15 protein-coding genes and 2 pseudogenes are annotated in these 19,145 nt (G+C 32.8%); 10 read left to right on the top strand and 7 right to left on the bottom strand.

What is annotated here, in order from left to right; genetic code table 11:
• The first annotated feature begins 125 nt into the window (after window positions 1–125).
• The 8 genes and pseudogenes from U472_RS00570 (at window position 126) to U472_RS00535 (ending at window position 7,588) form a co-directional block, all read left to right on the top strand.
• The gene (locus U472_RS00570; protein WP_068714448.1) at window positions 126–530 is read left to right on the top strand and encodes an RrF2 family transcriptional regulator; all 405 of its coding nucleotides are present in this window, start codon (window positions 126–128) and stop codon (window positions 528–530) included.
• A 219-nt stretch (window positions 531–749) separates the two neighbouring features.
• Entirely contained in the window at window positions 750–2,672 is a 1,923-nt protein-coding gene (locus U472_RS00565; RefSeq protein ID WP_141677910.1) for an SLC13 family permease, read from the top strand.
• Window positions 2,673–2,855: 183 nt separating this feature from the next.
• Window positions 2,856–4,139 carry a cation:proton antiporter gene (locus U472_RS00560; RefSeq protein ID WP_068714445.1) on the top strand — a complete coding sequence of 428 codons (1,284 nt, stop codon included), beginning with the start codon at window positions 2,856–2,858 and terminating at the stop codon, window positions 4,137–4,139.
• An 18-nt stretch (window positions 4,140–4,157) separates the two neighbouring features.
• Window positions 4,158–4,625 carry a hypothetical protein gene (locus U472_RS00555; protein WP_068714443.1) on the top strand — a complete coding sequence of 156 codons (468 nt, stop codon included), beginning with the start codon at window positions 4,158–4,160 and terminating at the stop codon, window positions 4,623–4,625.
• Between the two features lie 44 nt (window positions 4,626–4,669).
• Window positions 4,670–5,440 (top strand): IclR family transcriptional regulator, encoded by a 771-nt coding sequence (locus U472_RS00550; protein ID WP_068714441.1) that lies wholly within the window; start codon window positions 4,670–4,672, stop codon window positions 5,438–5,440.
• Between the two features lie 5 nt (window positions 5,441–5,445).
• Window positions 5,446–6,096, top strand: a pseudogene (locus U472_RS00545) (dihydroxy-acid dehydratase); the annotation flags it as partial.
• Between the two features lie 402 nt (window positions 6,097–6,498).
• Window positions 6,499–7,242, top strand: a complete 744-nt coding sequence (locus U472_RS00540) for a ParA family protein (RefSeq protein ID WP_068714437.1) — start codon at window positions 6,499–6,501, stop codon at window positions 7,240–7,242.
• Window positions 7,235–7,588, top strand: a complete 354-nt coding sequence (locus tag U472_RS00535) for a ribbon-helix-helix domain-containing protein (protein ID WP_068714436.1) — start codon at window positions 7,235–7,237, stop codon at window positions 7,586–7,588. Before U472_RS00540 ends, U472_RS00535 begins: the two co-directional genes overlap by 8 nt.
• 734 nt (window positions 7,589–8,322) lie before the next feature.
• Here U472_RS00535 and U472_RS00530 read toward each other — a convergent pair.
• From U472_RS00530 to U472_RS00510, 6 genes are all read right to left on the bottom strand, one after another.
• Window positions 8,323–8,928 (bottom strand): class I SAM-dependent methyltransferase, encoded by a 606-nt coding sequence (locus U472_RS00530; protein ID WP_245684702.1) that lies wholly within the window; start codon window positions 8,926–8,928, stop codon window positions 8,323–8,325.
• Window positions 8,929–9,035: 107 nt separating this feature from the next.
• Complete coding sequence (locus tag U472_RS16470) at window positions 9,036–9,227, bottom strand: HD domain-containing phosphohydrolase (RefSeq protein ID WP_141677909.1); 192 nt, start codon at window positions 9,225–9,227, stop codon at window positions 9,036–9,038.
• Window positions 9,228–9,725: 498 nt separating this feature from the next.
• The gene (locus tag U472_RS00525) at window positions 9,726–10,955 is read right to left on the bottom strand and encodes a replication initiation protein (RefSeq protein ID WP_068714435.1); all 1,230 of its coding nucleotides are present in this window, start codon (window positions 10,953–10,955) and stop codon (window positions 9,726–9,728) included.
• Window positions 10,956–11,338: 383 nt separating this feature from the next.
• Window positions 11,339–12,760 carry an FMN-binding glutamate synthase family protein gene (locus U472_RS00520; RefSeq protein WP_068714434.1) on the bottom strand — a complete coding sequence of 474 codons (1,422 nt, stop codon included), beginning with the start codon at window positions 12,758–12,760 and terminating at the stop codon, window positions 11,339–11,341.
• A 42-nt stretch (window positions 12,761–12,802) separates the two neighbouring features.
• Window positions 12,803–13,093 (bottom strand): spore coat protein, encoded by a 291-nt coding sequence (locus tag U472_RS00515; protein WP_068714432.1) that lies wholly within the window; start codon window positions 13,091–13,093, stop codon window positions 12,803–12,805.
• Between the two features lie 12 nt (window positions 13,094–13,105).
• Entirely contained in the window at window positions 13,106–13,312 is a 207-nt protein-coding gene (locus U472_RS00510) for a DUF3231 family protein (protein ID WP_068714430.1), read from the bottom strand.
• Window positions 13,313–13,780: 468 nt separating this feature from the next.
• Here U472_RS00510 and helD point away from each other — a divergent pair, with 468 nt between their 5' ends.
• Window positions 13,781–16,087, top strand: a complete 2,307-nt coding sequence (gene helD / locus U472_RS00505) for an RNA polymerase recycling motor HelD (protein WP_068714429.1) — start codon at window positions 13,781–13,783, stop codon at window positions 16,085–16,087.
• 69 nt (window positions 16,088–16,156) lie between these two features.
• Here the strand turns inward: helD and U472_RS00500 are convergent, their stop codons facing one another.
• Window positions 16,157–17,722 (bottom strand): SulP family inorganic anion transporter, encoded by a 1,566-nt coding sequence (locus U472_RS00500; protein ID WP_141677908.1) that lies wholly within the window; start codon window positions 17,720–17,722, stop codon window positions 16,157–16,159.
• Between the two features lie 1,156 nt (window positions 17,723–18,878).
• Between U472_RS00500 and U472_RS00495 the strand changes: the two are divergent.
• A pseudogene (locus U472_RS00495) lies at window positions 18,879–19,145 on the top strand (hypothetical protein); the annotation flags it as partial.

Raw genomic sequence — 19,145 nt, 5'->3', positions numbered from 1 at the left:
ATATTGACATAGGTCCACTTTTAGGTTTTCTTTGGAGAATAAAAGTAACACAATTTGACTTCTCTTTATAAATAATATAAAATGTATTTCAATGATTTTACATAAATAATAATTGGGGGAAATTAATGAAGTTATCTAAAGAGTGTGAATATGCTATTCTTGCTTTAGTTGATATTGCTCAAAGCCCAGAAGATTTAGTAAAGATAAATGATATAGCTAAGCGTAATCATATTCCCAAAAAGTTTTTAGAGCAGATATTATTGACACTAAAAAGAACAGGATATGTAGCCAGTAAAAGGGGGATAGGTGGAGGATATAAGTTAATTAAAGAAGCTGATGAAATTACTATTGCTGAGGTAGTAAGGCTCTTTGATGGAGCTTTAGCCCCAGTAGACTCTGTTAGTGAAAACTTTTATGAAGAGACACCGATTGAGAAGAACCAGAAATTACTAGCTATATTTAAAGAACTTCGAGATTATGTTTCGAATAAATTAGAGAATACTACAATATATGATTTACTAAAAGAATAAATTTTGAATTTATTTTCTAGTATAGAATACCAAGTAAATAGCTATGAATATACTATTTTTTTATTCAAAAGACTACTAAATTGATAGAGAATATAGTTTTTTTATTTTATGATAAAATACTAATAAGTTGATAAAAAATCTCTTATTAGCAACTTAAATTAAATAAATTTTTATAAGAAGAGAAAGCTTAATAGTAATCTAGATTAAGGAGGGTTTAATTTGCTTAAAGAATTTAAGAAGGTTATACCTATATTAGTAATGGTAATTTTATTAGCTCTTTTTTGCCCAGCAATAGCTCAAGCTGCAGAGAGTTTAAATAACTATATAGAAGTAATCCCTGAATTTAATATAAGTATAGCAGTAGTTAGCTCATTAATAATATTATTATTAGGGCTGTTTATCTGGGAGCCAATGCCAATTGGGATTATAGCATTAGCAGTTCCAGTAATTTTAGCTGTCTTGAATCTATGGACTAAGGTATCTACTGAGCAAGCATTATCAGGCTTTAGCAATAAAGCAACTGTAACCGTAATGGCTATGTTTATCTTAAGTAGAGGAATTCAAAATAGTGGAGCAGTACAGTTGCTAGGTAATAAACTAGAAGCTTTTACAGGAGATAATCAGAAAAAACAGGTAGGAGCAATTACTACTTTTACAGGAATTATGGCTAGTATTATTAACAATACCCCTGTAGTAGCTGCTTTTGTTCCAATGGTAACTAATCTTGCTCGTAGGACGAAGGTATCACCATCAAAGTTATTAATTCCTCTCTCCTACGCATCGATGTTGGGAGGAACTATCACCTTATTAGGGACATCGACCAATATTTTAGCTAGTCAAGTCTCTGCTCGATTGATCGACCATCCCTTTGGAATGTTTGAGTTTACTAAGCTAGGAATAATAGTATTTATAGTAGGGCTTATCTACTTAGTTACAATAGGATATTATTTGATTCCAGAAAGAATCAAGCTTGAATCCGACAATCTAATCAGAGATTATCAGATGGAAGAATTTTTAAGTGAGGTAAAGATTAATGATGATTCTCCACTACTTGGTAAGAGTATTGGGGAGGTGTTTAAGGGCTTAGATCAGGACTTAGATATAATTCAAATGAGCCGTAAAGGTGAGCGTTTTATGGAGCCTTTAGATGTAAAGACTATTAGAGCTGAGGATCACTTGGTAATTAGAGGTTCTAAAAAGACTCTGTTAGAATTTATTAAAAATAAAGGAATAGCTTTATTAGCAGATATTAAAATCAATCAGCACCAATTAGAGGATTCAATTCAAGGTCAAAAAATAATAGAGGTTATTATCTCTGATAATTCTTTTATGACTGGTCAGACTATTAATAATGTTAATTTCCTTGAGCGTTATGATGCCAGCTTACTGGCTATTAAGCATGGTGAAAAGATATCTTATGAAAATTTAAAAAAACTCACCCTTAAAGCAGGGGATGTATTACTTTTATTAGTAACAGACACTACTTTAAAACGTTTAGAGAAGAATATGAGTTTTATCATTGAGGATGATTTAGAAGAAACTAATTATAGTCCTTCTAAGATCTGTTTAGCACTAGGGATCTTAGCTGCTGTAATTGGTCTAGCTTCAATGAAGATTATTTCGATTGCTATTGCTACTTTAGCTGGAGTAATTGCAATGGTTGCTAGTGATTTGGTTAAACCCAAGGAGGTTTATGAAGCAATAAATTGGGAGGTAGTTTTTTTGTTAGCTGGTTTAATTCCTTTAGGTGTAACAATTGAGCAGACTGGGACTGCACAATTTATAGCTAATCAATTGTTAAGAGTAACTGGCATCTTTCCACCAGTTGTAATACTAGGCATTTTCTATTACTTTACAGTCTTATTGACTAATGTTATCAGTAATAATGCAACGGCAGTACTGATGATTCCTGTAGCAGTCAATGCAGCCCATCAAATAGGAGCTAATCCCTTTGCCTTTGTGTTAGCAGTAACCTTTGCAGCTAGTGCTGCTTTTTCAAGTCCAATTGGATATCAGACCAATTTAATGATTTATGGTCCAGGAGGATATAAATTCCGTGATTTTATACGTGTAGGAGCACCTTTAGAAATCATCTTAGCAGTCATAGTCCCTCTTTTTATCTCTATATTCTGGGGAATATGATTTAAGAAAAGTCAATTTCCCCTTCAAGATTAACACTTAAAAGATATTGAAAAAGTCTTATAATTACTATATAATTAAACCAAATTATAATCGAAACAGAGTTTCATATTAAGAAACTAACCTATCCTAAAAAATTTGAAATTAGTAGAGATAACTATCTTCTTTTAGTCTGGAGGTAATTCTATGGAATTTAAATCAATTGATAATTTACATGAATTAAGTAGATTATTTATGTTAGAACATTTAAGTGATAAAATTATTTATATCGTTGGAATCTTATTTATAGCTGCTTTTATTGCCCATGTTATCACTAAAAAGCTTAAAATTCCTAGTGTAGTTGGTGATATCTTAGTAGGGATTTTATTTAGTATTGGCTTTATTAAAAAAGCTCCTTTCTTATCGGCAGAACATAAGGAATGGTACTCTTATCTAATCCATTCCTTTGATTATGTAATCATTTTAGCGGTATCCTTTATCTCCTTTATCATTGGTAGTGAGCTTAATTTAAAGATTTTAAAGAAGCTAGAATTAGAGTTTGCTTTGATTGTGTTGATCGAATCTTTGGCTACCTTTGCCTTGGTAACTACCTCTATGCTGATAATTGGTAAACCATTATTCTTCTCACTACTCTTAGGAGCGATAGCTACAGCAACAGCTCCAGCTGCTACAGTTTTGGTATTAAAGGAGTATAAGGCTAGAGGAGAGTTGACCTCGACCTTATTGATTGTTTTAGCCCTTGATGAAGCCTTAGCTATTATTATCTTCAGCTTTGTCAAGCCAATTGCTTTAATCAGTGTATCACCAGTACTACACTATTCTATCTTTAACTCCTTTTTAATACCCTTAGTTAAGATAGTTGGAGGGATAATCTTAGGCTTAAATATTGGATACTTTTCACAGAAATTAATGGGTGTATATTCTGAAGAGAAGAGTAAGAAGATATTATTATTATTAGCAACAGTTTTTGGGGCTTCAGATGTTGCTATCTTCTTAGGGATATCACCTTTAATTACCAATCTATCTATTGGCTTTGCCTTTAGAAACTTCTCTAAAAAGTATCTAGGCATCTCTGAAATTATAGATACCTTAAGCCTTCCACTCCATACAGTCTTCTTTATCTTAGCTGGGACCCAGATTGAATTTCATAATATTACTTCCAAGTCCTTTCTCTTAGTAGCTTTAGTCTATACCTTAGCTAGGATGCTTGGCAAAGTTGGAGGAGCTAGTTTAGGAGCCTTCTTATCTAAAGCACCTACTAATGTGACCAGATACATTGGCTTAGGGCTCTTACCCCAAATAGGTGTCTCAATAGATTTGGCTTATAATGTTCAGCATCAATTTGTCCACTTCTCTGATGTTGGTCAATTTATCTTAAATATCATCCTCTTTACTACAATTATTACAGAGATTCTAGGGGCGATTGGTACAGAGTATGCCCTTAGTAAGAGTGGGGAGATGAGAACTTAATTTAAAGGAGGGTTTAATATGTCTAATAACTATAAACCTGAAGTTTTGGATAAAGGTATAGTCAGAAAATCCTTAGAGCGCTATTATATCAGAAATACCTTTGATCAGAACTGTACTCAACTTGAATCTGGGGTCTGTTTATTAGCTGAAAGGGATGATAACCTTAAGTTGAGTCTAGAAGATAATTATTGTTGGCAACTTAAAGAGTTGATGGGAAATTACCATAATTATCGCCAAAATATCTTAATAATTAAGAATGAAAGTTATTTAGAGAAATTAACTGGAATATTTGAAGAAGAGGTTATCGATATTTTAGAGTTTGACTGTGGTCATTTTGATATAGCAGATGGCCTTCATCGCTTATGTATTGCTACTAAATCTGAGGTTCCTGCTTATGCTACTTATACAGATAAAGATGAAATCTGCCCTGCCTGTGAATCTATTAGGCAAAGGGCTAGAATTCATAATAAAAGCCATCTACTGTAGATAGTTTTAGGTAATATTAGTTAATATGAGGGGAGATTTGATCAATGAAAAGACCAAGTAATTTAGTTAAAGCTGTAGATAGATCAGTTAATATTTTAGAAGAATTAGCTAATCATGAAGAGGGCTTGGGAGTAACAGAGCTGGCTAATAGATTGGATATTCATAAAAGTTCAATCCATAGGCTATTATCTACTTTAGTTTATAGAGGTTTAGTTAAGCAAGATCCCAAGACTGATAATTATAAGTTGGGCTTGAAACTTTTTGAATTGGGTAGTAGAATCTTTAATGATTTAGAGATTAGAGAGTATGCCAAGCCTTATTTAGAGGAGCTAGTAGTAGCCACAGATGAAGCAGTTCATCTAGTTATAATGGATCAAGGCGAGATTGTCTATATCGATAAGGTAGAAAGTTCTAAAACCATTAGAATGAACTCCCAAATTGGAAAGAGGGTGCCAGTCCATTGTAGTGCTGTGGGTAAAGCTATGCTGGCTTATTATCCCAAAGCAAGAGTTGATCAGATCATTAAAGAGCAGGGCTTGGCTAAATATACAGAGAATACAATTACTGATCTTAAAGAGCTTAAAGAGCATTTAACTAAGATTAAAGAGCAAGGCTATGCTATTGATAATGTAGAGCATGAGTTAGGGATTAGATGTGTAGCAGCTCCAATCTTTAACTATAGTGGAAAAGTAGTCTCTTCAGTCAGTGTATCAGGACCAACTATCCATGTGACTAAAGAGCGAGTTGAAGAGTTAGCTAAGTTGGTTAAGGATACTGCTATGAAGATATCCTCCCAATTGGGTTATAGAAGATAGCTAAGCTTAAGGAACAGGGTTTTATTGAGAATTGTCGCGGTCAATTTAAACATAATTACGGTCAGGTTGAAGTAGAGGATGTCTTAAAGAGTAGAGATAATCCAATCTCTCAAGGAGGGGCAGTGGTCAAGCACTCTGCTGTAGCCAAGGAGATGCATAATCATATCGGTCCAGCCCGTGTCTTTAATTGTGAAGAGAATGCTAAGGATGCTATTATCAATAAGGATATTAAGCCTGGTGATGTAGTCTTTATCCGCTATGAAGGTCCAAAGGGCAGTGGAATGCCAGAGATGTTCTATACAACTGAAGCCCTTGCTTCTGATCCTGAACTGGTAGCTACTACAGCCTTAATTACTGATGGACGTTATTCTAGTGCCACTAGAGGACCAGCAATCGGTCATGTCTCTCCAGAGGCAGCTGCTGGAGGTCCTATTGCCTTGGTAGAAGAGGATGATCTAATTAAGATCGATATTTCTAATCGCAAATTAGAGATTGTGGGAATAGCCAAAGAAAAGAGAAGTTCACAAGAAATTGAAGAAATCTTACAAGCTAGGAGAGAAAATTGGGTTAAGTCTGATTTAAGTAAGAAGAAAGGTGTCTTGGCTCAATATGAAAAATTGGCTACCTCTCCAATGAAGGGTGGCTATATGGGTTAATAACTTTAGATAAAAAGTTTCAACATTAATTTAATAAGATTAAAAATCTTAGGTAACTTGATTATGGTGTAGATTGTTTTGCTACAATATAAGCAAGTTATTTTTTAGTTCAAATTAAAGATTATATTTTACAGTTTGACCTAGAATCAAATAGAACTATGGTTTATATATTTATAGCCAATTATAGCGTTGAGATATTCAAATAGGTTTAGTAGAATGAAGTTATAATTGACAGTAATCTACTGAGTTAGGAATCAGTGACCTTGCTCAAAAATTACAAGATATATATTGAAGAAGGATTTTTAACTTTTACCTTGAATTAATCTAATAAACAACTTAAAACACAACACAATATATAACACAAGAAACAACACATAATATAACTCAAAGGAGGTTCTAAAATTGCATAAAATCGCCATTTATAACAATAAAGGTGGAGTGGGCAAAAGTACTATTGCTGTTCATTTAGCTGATGCTTTAAGGAGAATTGATTTAAAGATTTTATTGGTAGATTTAGATTCTCAAAATGATTGTAGCTTATTTTTAGGGCTTAACGAAGAACCACAGAATACTTTCTTTAATCTAATTGATTATCGTTATCCTGCTGATTTAACAGAGTGTATAACAGAGATAAGAGAGAATTTAGATTTATTGACTAATAAGAATTATGAGTTAATTGAGAAGGATTTACATAGAGCTACTAGAATTGATAATTTTTTGGACAAGGCCCTTAAAGATGCTGAGGATGTCTATGACTATGTAATTATTGATTGTAGTCCAAGTCGGAGTATCTTAAATAGTGCTATCCTCTTTTATGTAGATAGTATTATTGTACCTACTCAATTGGAGATAGCTAGTATCAGAGGGTTTAGTGATATCTATAATTACCTTAATGAATTAGAGATCAGTACAGATAAGATTAAATTGGTTGTCCCTAATATGTTTGATGGTAGAACTAAGGAGGCTCAAGATAATTTAGAGGAGTTAAAGTCTATCTTTGATGAAAATATCTTAACTGAGCCAATTAATAGAAGGACTAAGATAACTGAAGCAAGTAAAATGGGAGAGACTATCTTTGAGTATGATACAGACACTCAACTGGAGCAATTTTATAGTTTAGTAGAGAGGGTGGTTAAACTTGGCTAGTACAAAAAATCCCTTTGCAGATTTAAAGAATCAGGTTAAGAAATCTAAAAAGATTGATGAAGAGAAGGCAACTAAAAACAGTGAGGATAACACAACAAATAACACAAAAATTAACATAGAACACAACACAAATAACTCTACAAATATTAAAGAGACAGAGATTAAGCAAGAGGTTTCAATTGTGATTCCAGAGAAAAAATCTGATGAGAAGGTCAGAAGAAATTTTTATGTGAACAAAGGCTTAGATAAGGAGTTAAATAAGCTGGCAAGAAAGACTGGAAACTCAAAATCAGAATTGGTGGATATAGCCATTGAATTTTTAATTAATAATTATAGAACTGAGTAAACTAAAGTCTAGGATAAAAATCCTAGACTTTATTAATATAAATATCTAAGTTATAACACAACACAAAACACAACATTGACTTTAACACAAAAACGACATCAAATTATAGATATGTAAGATGTATGATAAATCATAATTTTGTGAATAACCACCTTACTATTTCACTATTTCTAAATCTATATACTTAAAAAACAAAAAAACTCCACCTTAGATCCGAAATAAATCTAAGTGGGAGCTTACTTTTTAGCAACCAAATTCGAGGTGGAATTTAATTTTTTAACTAAACTCTCTCAATCTCTAGCTAATTTATCAATTTATCCGTTTCTATTTAGTTATATAATCTTAAACTCTTAAGGAGAAAATAGACCTCTGAATTAATTATTTAGCTGATAATCATAGTTAAAAAGGTTGCTAAAAACTAGTTATTAAGATCAATGGTTGAATATACCCCTATACTATCATAAGTGAGAGCAAAAACCAACAATTAATCCTAAATAATTTATCAAATAAAAGATACCACCTTCTGATCAAACTGATACCTTCTATCTAGCCAATTAATAAAAATTATCAACTTATCCCATACTAAGAATATCTAAATTGAACTATCACCTCAAAATACAACTCCATTAACTAAAAGGCGACCAGCAGTAGGTAGTCTTTTATAATGGAGTGAGTTGAGTTAATTCAGATATTATAACAATCATAATATAAATCTACCAAAATTGCAAATCCAATTACTCACATAAAGCTACCATCAAATAATACTTCTTATCCTCCTTAGGAAGCTCAATCTCTTCATCCCTCTGATGTAAGATAGTTACCTTAGAGAAGTTTTTAGATAATAACTCTTTAAACTCCTCCTCCTTATACTGGCGATAGTGATATTCATTACTACACTCAACATTCCTTCCTCTACCAAAAGGTGTAGAGATAACTGCTAGCCCCCCAGGTCTTAGTAATCTTCTTAGATTCTCTACAAACTTATAATCATCCTTTATATGCTCTATAGTCTCCATACTGATTATTGTATCAAAGGTTCCTAAAGTCTTAATAAACTCATCATCACATCCATCACCGACTAAGAACTTATTCCAAGGGTACTTATACTTCCTCTTAGCATAGTTGATACTCTCTTGATCTATATCTACTCCTACAATCTCTTTAATCCCTTCGCCTACTGCTCTTAAAATTTCTGTCCCATAGCCTACACCACAAGCAATATCCAAGACTCTACCCCTAGCCAAGTAACTAGCAAACCTATAACGAGCTATATGCTCTTTAAGCAGCCCATTTTTAGGATTCATCTTATCAGGTATGACCCTCTCCTCTGTTAACTCCACAATAAACCTCCTCTTATAGTCTTATCCGTTAGCAAAATTAAAATCACTCTTATTATAATATTATCTCCTGCTTATTTTCAAGAGCTAATTATAATTATCTAAAAACTCTATAAATCTCTTACTAAGATTAGGATCATTTTACTACCACTACCAGTCTCTAACTTATTAAAGACCTCTTCTTGCGATAGTTTAGGTTTATAAGGGCGACCATAAAACATTACATCATAAGTATCAACTATCCTTAAGATTCTAGATAGTAAAAAAATCTCTTCTTTCTGCAACCCCTTAGGTCTGTTCATCTTTAAAGTACCAGATCTGCAAACCAGTACTATTTAATAATATTTCAAACTCTCTCTTCTTTATTTGAAGATCTGCTTTAATTCTCTTTATAACCTCCTTCAGATTATAAAACTCTCAAATAAATAAGATAGCTATTAAAAACAGGGTAACATAACCGATTTAGATTATTGTCATCCAATGTATTATTCCTCCTTGTCAGTACTAATAACTAATTATGCTTAAATCATACCAGCAAGCCAATTAACTGTCAAAAAATAATAAGAGGTCTGCTCCGCTGCAGACCTCTTATTATTAAGAATATGTTCATTACAGCAATAGCAATCACTCTCTTAAGGGCTACTAACTTAAGAGGTGACAACTGTAAAGAAAGGAGAATAAACATTCTCTTTATTAGTTTGAAAGAACCACTTGAATGGTAGGTTACTGGCATTATACTATATTTTGAAGTTTAAAGCAAATCTATTAACTATATATTAATAATTAATTCTTAACTCTCATTACATTAACAATTCTCTAAACTCCTGCTCAGTCTCCTCCTCTAAAGCCCCAATAATAAACTCCTTCTTAGTAATCTTATCCTTTAACATCTTAGGTAAAGCTTCGTACTTCTGCCCATACTGCTCTAAGGTCTTAGCAGATAGCTTCTCATAATTCTCATAAGCCTTCTCCTTAGCCTTCTGCTTAATCTTCTTCTCTAACTTCTGTTTTCTTCGTTCTTCTTCTTTTCTCTGTCTTAACAACTCTTCTTTATGCTTTTCTTTCTCTAATTCCGCATTAGAATAATGACCACTCTGACAAGATGCCTTTAAAAATCCCATAAAATTATCAGGTTGAGCCTTTTTAGTATAGTCAATATCAGCCTTTAAATATTTCAAGCTGTGCTCTTTTAAGAGCTTAGCCAACTCTCTTTTATTAGCTTCTACCTGTTCTAAGCTAGGAAGTAGCTGAAATAGCTCTAAAACTTGTTGGGAATATATTTGCTCTTTATTTTTAACTTTCTTCTCTTCAATATTACTAATAGATTCATCATTTTTTCTTTCTAGCTTAAACTTAATATAAGCTATCCTTCTGCCTTTCTTTTCAGTTTTATAATCTAATATTATGTCAGTCTTTTCACTTATTTCTTCACAAGCCGGATTTAAGACTCTTCTTCTTAAACCTTTCATAGTAGAGTACTTATTTTCAGTATTAGTTATCTCTCTAAATTTTTCAATACTCATTTTAGGTATCTCTACTTTTTGATATTTTATAGCCAATTCATATAAAATTACTGAATACTGGCTAGATAGATTTTGAATTCTCATTAAATCTAAGTGAGTAAAATAATTTTGTTCTCTTAAGGCTTTAACTATGTTACCAATCAACATAAATTTATATTTTTTACCTTCTTTTTTGATTCTAGGCAACAAACTAAAGGCATCTTCCCAAGTACCATTCTTTTTATCAGTAATTTCTACCATTATTTTAATTAATCTTTTCATTTCATCTTCAATATAATTTAAATTTTTATTATTTGCTCCAGCTATATTATGAGCAATGTCATAATCAATTTCAAACCAATAAGTTTTATCCTCATCTATATCCTTATTTTTTAAAATTCCGAATTTAACCTCTTGTTGTGCTGTCTTTAAAAAAACATTATAAATTTTCCTTTGAGTAGCTGTTATAACTTCTGTTGTTTTTAATCCTATTAATTGATTGGGCTTATTTAATATCTCTCTTTTCATTATTCCCTCCGTTTTTTAAAAATTTACCTTAATATTAGTATATCATAATAACGGGACATTTTAAAATTAATCTGTACCGATATTTCCTTAATTTGTCCCTATATCCCCTTAATCTGTACCGATATTTCCTTAATTTGTCCCGTTATCTCCTTAATCTGTACCTTTATTTCTCTGCAAACCCTTGCTACAATAGGATTTATCCAACCCTAAAGATATATAAGATATAAAAGATATACAACAATAGCTATCCTCAGATAATCTCTAGCCTTATCTACTATTTTTAAATTAAAGTATTAAATAACCTATTTGTTGTTGTTAAACTATTAAATTAATAAAGAAAAACAGCCTCTAATTTCAGAAGCTGCTTATCTAACCTTAACTTTTTAATGAATTCTAAGTTCCTCATCTGTCTTTTTATCAATCATCATCTCAGGACTAATCTTAGCTTGCTCCTGAAAATCCTTAGTTGCTCGTGGATATCCAGCATAATCTACATCTAATACCTTAGCCAAAGTACTATCTATACAGACCAAATCTTTGCGATTAATTTGAGCTAAATCGGTCTTACCTAAGACATAGGTTGTTAATTTCATCTCTTCTACACAAGACTTTAAAAACTTAGCTAAATGCTTAGCTGCCTCATCTATATCTAAATCGTCCTTGAATTTACCAAGATAAAGTAGAATCTGTGGTGGTGGTTCATAAGGCAAAGCCTTAGACATTTGAGTCTGTAATAGTGCTATCAAAGCAATAGAACCAATATAAACAGCATCTGCACCCAATGCCATAGCTTTTAAGAAATGTCCTGGTGTAGTTAATCCTCCAGCAGCAATAACCGAAATACCCTCCTTTACACCCTTACTCTCTAAAAACTTAACTGCTCTTGATAAAGCAAATAAAGTTGGTAGACCTACATCATCTTCTAAAGTAGTAGGACCACCATGGGTTCCAGCCTCAGCACCATCAATCACTACATAATCAATTCCAGCTTGAATGGCTATCTCTAATTCTTGCTCTAGATAATGACTGGCACAGAATTTTAGTCCAACAGGAACATCATATTTGCCCTTTAATCCCTGTACAATCTTAATAAAATCTGATGGTTCATCCATTCCAGCTAAACGAGTATGGATGATAGCATTTTCACCAGGCTTTAAGTTTTTAGCTTTTCGTAAATCTTCTCCAATTTGATGTGAAGACATCCCCATCGGAGCTGCCGCCTGAGCACCTTGTCCTAATTGAATCTCTATAGCATCAAGTTCTTTTAACTGTTTATCATCATTCATCCACCCAGCTCGATTATATTGACCGATAAAATACTTAGCTGCCTCTCTTTCTTCAGCTACTAAAGGAGCTTCACCAGAGTTAGTTGCTGTACCTGCTAGACTAGCACCTTTAGCTAAAGCAATCTTTGCCTTTAAACTCAAAGCTCCCCCATAAGACATTCCAGTAATTAAGATAGGAATCTCTAATTTAAGAGGATTTTTAGCCTTGGGTCCAATCACCGTTGTAGTATTAATTTGAACCCCATCTTGAGTTGGTAGCTTGAAGATATGGACAGGATTTAATAAGAGCTTATTCCACTCAGATTGAATATTATAAGTTCCCAAAGGACGTTCAATAGGCTTTCCTGATTCTGCTCTCATTCCTGCTTCAATAATTGCCCTAGGACTGAGCTTGTTCATAATAGTAGCAAAGGAAAATAGGTTTTCTGTATATGGATCCTGCATCATCCGATTCATCATCTGATCTATCATGTTATTCATCATGCCCATCATCATTTTGTTTATCAATCTTTTAAACATTTACTCTCCTCCTTTCCAAGGCAGTTACTACTAATTTAGAAATTATTGTAGTTCTTCTGTAACTAATTCAGGCTCTTTTAGAGGTTTCTGCTCCCAACTAATAATCTCACTTTCAATTTCTTGTTGTGTCGCTACTGAAGTTTGATACCATCCTCTAGACTGCATAATATTAAAAAGCTTGGCATGAAATTTTTCTAAACTCCCACATAAAGTATGAAATATCTCACGCAGAGGTTTATTAGCTGCCTCCATTTCAGCACTAGTATAAGCTTTAATTATCTCTTCAACCATTAATAGCATATCTCTTGCCATCTCTTTATCTTTTAAATTCATCAATATCCCTCCTTAATGTTCTTTACCGTTGAAATCTCTAAGCTGATTTAATAAAGTCTGTAGGTGATTTTGAGATAATTTCTCTCCCTCTTTAAAGATGTTCTTTAATTCTTCATCTTGTACCTGTGATTGATAAATCTGATATTTTTTGATTGCTAATGAGTTATTATCCATTTGACTTTTAATATTCATTAATTCTTTTTGAGTTAGTTGCTCCATTAATCTCCCTCCTTTTACCTCTATTATCTCCAAGGAATTTAATTAGTATCTATTAAATTTATATTTTCAATAAAATAAGAGGAGATTCATCTCCTCTTATAATTTATCTAAATTTACTATTAATAACATTAAAAAGATAATAAATATTTGTTATCTTTATTATAACTCATTATCTATCAACTAAAGAACTCAATAGATTAGTAACTTCCACCTAATAATAACAGAATTAAGATTAAGAATATAACAAATACATAGTTATCATCATATCCTGCCATTTAAATCTCCTCCCTTTTTGCATTAATCACTATATTGTATGGAGATTATCCATAATCTGTTAATGTTTTTATTGCATTTAGAGGGCAAACCATATGGGTTACTGCTGATAAAATCTATAAATTTTAACTCTAAGCCCCCTTGTTTAAAGAAAAGAGATTATATATAATACTTGATAAAGAAAGGAGTAATTATATGCCTGAAAATAAACACAAAGACTATCAAGTCGAAGTTGAACGATTAGAATATACTAAAGACTATATAAATAAGGTCTTAGATGCCACAGCAGAGTATAAAAGCGAGTATAAGGCTGATATCAGAGAAGCTATGAAAGAGCTTGACTTTTTAGATAGTAGTCAGAGCTATATTAGAGTCTTAATCAACTCTAAATTCATAGACCAAGCCAATGAAAATTATGAGAATCTACTAAAGGTTAAAGACAAACCCTACTTTGCCAGAGTTGATTTTAAAAGTGCTGGTAAGCAAAACCCTGAACAGCTCTATATTGGTAAGACCTCTTTATATGAGATCGAAGCTGAACAACCTTTGATTATAGATTGGCGTGCTCCTATAGCTAGCATCTATTATGAAGGGAGAATCGGAGAGGTCAGCTATCAGACAGAGACAGGTGTTGAAAAAGGCGAAATGCTTTTAAAGCGACAATTTACCATCGAGGATGGGGAGCTAAAGGATATCTTTGATATCGATATCACTACCAATGATGCCTTCTTACAGGCTTCCTTAGATGTAAATGCCGATAATAGACTTAAGGATATAGCCTCTACCATTCAAGGGGAGCAGAATAGGGTTATCAGAGCTAAGATTGACCAGCCCTTAATTGTACAAGGGGTAGCAGGAAGTGGAAAGACCACTATCGCCCTACATAGGATAGCCTACCTAATCTATACCTATGAAGATAGCTTTGACCCTGATAACTTCATGATAATTACCCCCAATAAATTATTTATCGATTATATCTCTGATGTACTACCAGAGCTAGGTGTTGAGAATGTCCGCCAAAGTACCTTTATAGACTTTATGGAGGAGCTAATTGGAGAAAAACATGAGCTAATAGACCCTGACCAAAAGATTACTAAATTAATCGCTAGTGATGATCTCACTGATCAAGAGAAGGAGTTGATTGCTTGGTCAGCAGCCTTTAAGGGTTCTCTTGAATTTAAAGAGATGATAGATAGCTATCTAGTTGACCTTGGCAAGAGATATCTGCCTAGGATGGACTTTAGACTGGACAATCATATCCTCTTCTCTTATTGGGAGTTAAACGAAATCTTCTTAGAGCAGTTAAAGCACCTTCCCTTTGAAAAGAGGAAGGCTCAACTTAAAAAGAGCTTATCAAATCGCTTAAGGTGGAGAAAAGAGAAGATTTTAAAGGAGATTGAGGATAACTATAATGGGAAGATAAATGCTATCTGTTCTTCGATGGAGGAATCTGAAGATAGGAGATTTATCTTAATTAAATTGATGGATGAAAGAGATACCAAGCTTGAGGAGGTAGAGAAGAAATCTAAAACCTTGGTTAAGGATTACTTTCAAGCTTTTAAGAAAATCTCCCTCTTTGACCATTATACTAAGCTATTAAATAAGATTACCCTTTTAAAATATGCTACAGTCGAGATTTCAAAAGAGAAGTTAGAGTATCTCTCTAAATACTCTCAAGAACTTTTAAAAAAGAAGGAAGTTGAACTAGAGGATTATGCTCCTCTTGCCTATTTAAAGCATAAAATCTGGGGCTTTGATCAAGATATCAAAGTCAATAATGTAGTAATGGATGAAGCTCAAGATTATAGTCTCTTCCAGTTTTATGTCCTAAAAGAGATTCTTAATACCAATATGTTCACTATCTTAGGGGATATAGCCCAAGGAATCCATGCTTACAGAGGAACAAATGATTGGAATAAAGTAATGGAGGATGTCTTTGCTAAAGAAGAGATTAGCTATAGAACCCTAGAGCAGAGCTACAGAACAACTATAGAGGTGATGGACTTTGCCAATCAAGTAATCAAGAATATTAATGCTCCAAATTTAGTCCTAGCCAAACCTGTAATTAGGCGTGGTCAGAAGCCTCAACTAAGAAATTATAATCAAGTCAGCAATCTAACCAAGGATTTAACTAGTAAAATTGCTAAACTGAAAGAAGAGTATCAGTCAATTGCCCTAATCTGTAAAACAACCAAAGAGTGCCAACAGTTAAAAGAGAGCCTTGCTAAGCTTGGCAACCTTAAGGTAAAGCTGATTGATAATAAGGATGATAGTTATGCCGGAGGAGTAGTAATAGTTCCTTCCTACTTAGCAAAGGGACTAGAGTTTGATGTAGTAGTGATAGTCAATCTAGCTGAGAGTTATACAGAAAATGAACTTGATTTAAAACTCTTATACGTAGCTATGACTAGAAGTTTGCATCGCTTATATATCTATCAACAAACAGGAGCAATAAGTGTCTTAGATAAGATTGATAACGATTTTTATGAGACTCTTAATTAATTTATTGCTAACTAATATAAATATAAAAATCCACTTCTAGGAGTGGATTTTTTAGCTAACTATCAATATTTATAATAAATCATCAGCTACATGATAATTAGGATCTTCTATATTAACTTGGATAATACTCTCAGCATTCTTTAAAAGCATTTGACAGTCCTTACTAAGATGCCTTAAGATAATCTTCTTTCCTGCATTAAAGTATTTTTCAGTAATAGAATTGATTGCTTCAATAGCAGAGTGATCCATTACCTTAGAATTTTTAAAGTCAATAATAATATTATCTGGGTCATCTTTAATATCAAATAAATCTCTAAACTTTAATACAGACCCAAAGAATAGTACCCCATCTATCTCATAAATTTTAGAACCACAGTTGCTATTTACTTTATTAACCTCTATAGACTTTCCTTTCTTCCAAGCAAACATCAATGCTGATAAGATTACACCCACAATTACTGCTGTTGCTAAATCTGCAAATATTGTAATCAAGCTAACTGCTATTACCACTATAATATCCTCTTTAGGAACCTTATTCCCATATCTTAAGCTCTCCCATTTAAAGGTTCCTACTACTACCATAAACATAACTCCTACTAAGCCTGCAAGAGGAATAGCATTTACAAAACCTGATCCAAACATGATAAAGACCATTAGCCCTGATGCTGCTACTAAACCTGATAGCCTTGTTCTACCACCAGATTTGATGTTGATAATAGACTGACCTATCATAGCATCTCCGCCCATTCCACCAAAAAATCCATTGATAGTATTAGCTATTCCCTGGGCGATACACTCTTTATTAGTATGACCTCTAGTATCGGTCATTTCATCAATCACTCTTAGAGTAAGTACTGCTTCTGTCAATCCTACCAGCCCTCCAATTAGAGCATAAGGGAAGACAACCTTTAACATATCGATACTTATCTTCACTTGTGGTATATGAAACTTAGGTAAACTACCCTTTAACTCCATCCCAGCAAAGTCCTGTACAGTTCTTAAATGATAACCACTTTTATCTAAAGCTACTGCAATAATTGTCATTACTACAATTGCTACCAAGCTTGACGGAACTGCTTTAGTTAATTTAGGAACAAAATGAATAATCGCCATAGTAAAGGCGACAAATAACAGCATAATTGTCATATCTGATGTAGGTAGCCAAACCTTCTGTGCTATTTTAACACCATCAACCATAACTGTCTTATTGATCTTAAACTGTTCCCACTGTGCCAAAAACATCACTATCGATAAACCATTAAGAAAGCCAAGCATTACTGGATAAGGTATCATCCTTGCGTATTTTCCTAACTTAAATACCCCTATTAAGATCTGAATAACTCCCATTAGAACTACTGTAGCAAAGAGATACTCTAAACCATGTTGGGCGATTAGTGAAGCAAATACAACTGAAATTGCAGCTGTTGATGAGCTTATCATCCCTGGTCTTCCTGTAAAGATAGCTGCTACAAGCCCCATCATTACAGCAGTCTGTAAACTTAAAATTGGACTAACACCTGCCACAAAAGCAAAGGCTACCGACTCTGGAATCAATGCTAAAGCTACTGTCAAGCCAGATAAAACATCATCTTTAATCATCTGTCTACTCAAACTCTCTTTCATTCTTTGTACCATAAAGATATTTCCTCCTTATATTCTTATAAGCTTATATAAATTTTTTATATAATCATTTATAAAGTTCTTAATTTAAATTGTAAATCTTATTATATAAAATTGTTATCTGAGATTTAATTTATTTTTTTGTTATGTATCTACTAAAGCTTATAGACACGAAAGTAATTATAACATACATCATAATTATAGTAAAAGATTAAATAAATTTTAACTTATTAGTAGATTATTGATATATACTCTAGAATTCAATATATTCTTAGCTTGTTTTAAAGATATATATAATATAAAAAATCTCCATATTATAAAATACAAGATAAGTTTTATATTAAGTAAAGATCAATCGTTTACTATTCAAATCAAAAATAATCTTAGGAACTAAGGACAAATCTATATGCTAATAATCTATACATTAATAAAGAAAGGAGAGATCAGCAAAGCACAACCACCTTTGCCACCTCTCCTAAAACCACGCCCATTTCGCGACCCTATGCTTAAGAATCTACAACCTGTAAAACCAGCAGAACCCGGTATCTTCTTAAGCTACGTGTCGCTCAATCGGCTAAGATCAAACCACTTCTATTGACCAGCCACACTACAAGCCCATGGTTCCCTCATTCCCAGACAGGCTCGACAGAGCACCTCGCCAATAAGGAGCTATCTAAATGGGGGGAGGGAAGATTGAGGGACACCCTTTGGGGCGACAGGAAATCTCACAGCATTTCCCGTCTGTCCCCAGCTTGTAGTGTGGCTGGATAGTCTTGATTGCCCCTGCGACCTTCCATAAGAAAAGTCAGAGCAAACTTACAGAAATTCTCTGCCTTCTAAGTAGGATTAATCTCCCATAAAAACCCCAGCCCCTAAGTTGAATTTTTATTTTAGTATGATATGATTAAATCAAGTTGTTTAAAAATTAACTTTTAAGCAATTATTATCCTGAGATATATTTCCTTAAGTTTATATTAAAATTCTTAAGAGGGTGACTGTTTTGAAGAAGGTTAGTATTTTAGTTTTTTCATTTATGTTAATTATTGTTTATGTTTATAATGCTTATGCTCAAAATAACAATATAACTATTAAATAGCAAAAAGAATATCAGCTAGAAACAGGTAGACCTATTAATATTGCATATGATGCTATAGTTTTAGATGATGGTTATTTGATAACTGGAATGTCTGGATCTGAAAATGGAAAAGGTAATATTTTTTTATTGAAAGTCAATCAAACAGGAGAGAAATTATGGAGTAAATTATATAATGCTAAGAAAAATCAGATAGCTACATCAATTATTTCTAATAACAATCAATATATTGTCGGTGGTTTTACTAGCGATAATTTACTGATCAATAAAGAAAGCCAATCTTACTTAATGATGGTTGATGATTCTGGAAATAAAGTTTCGGAAAAAACAATAAATTTAAAAAAT

Origin of the sequence: Orenia metallireducens, assembly GCF_001693735.1 — a bacterium.
GTDB lineage: Bacteria > Bacillota > Halanaerobiia > Halobacteroidales > Halobacteroidaceae > Orenia > Orenia metallireducens.
This window is presented reverse-complemented; position numbering and strand designations above follow the sequence as displayed.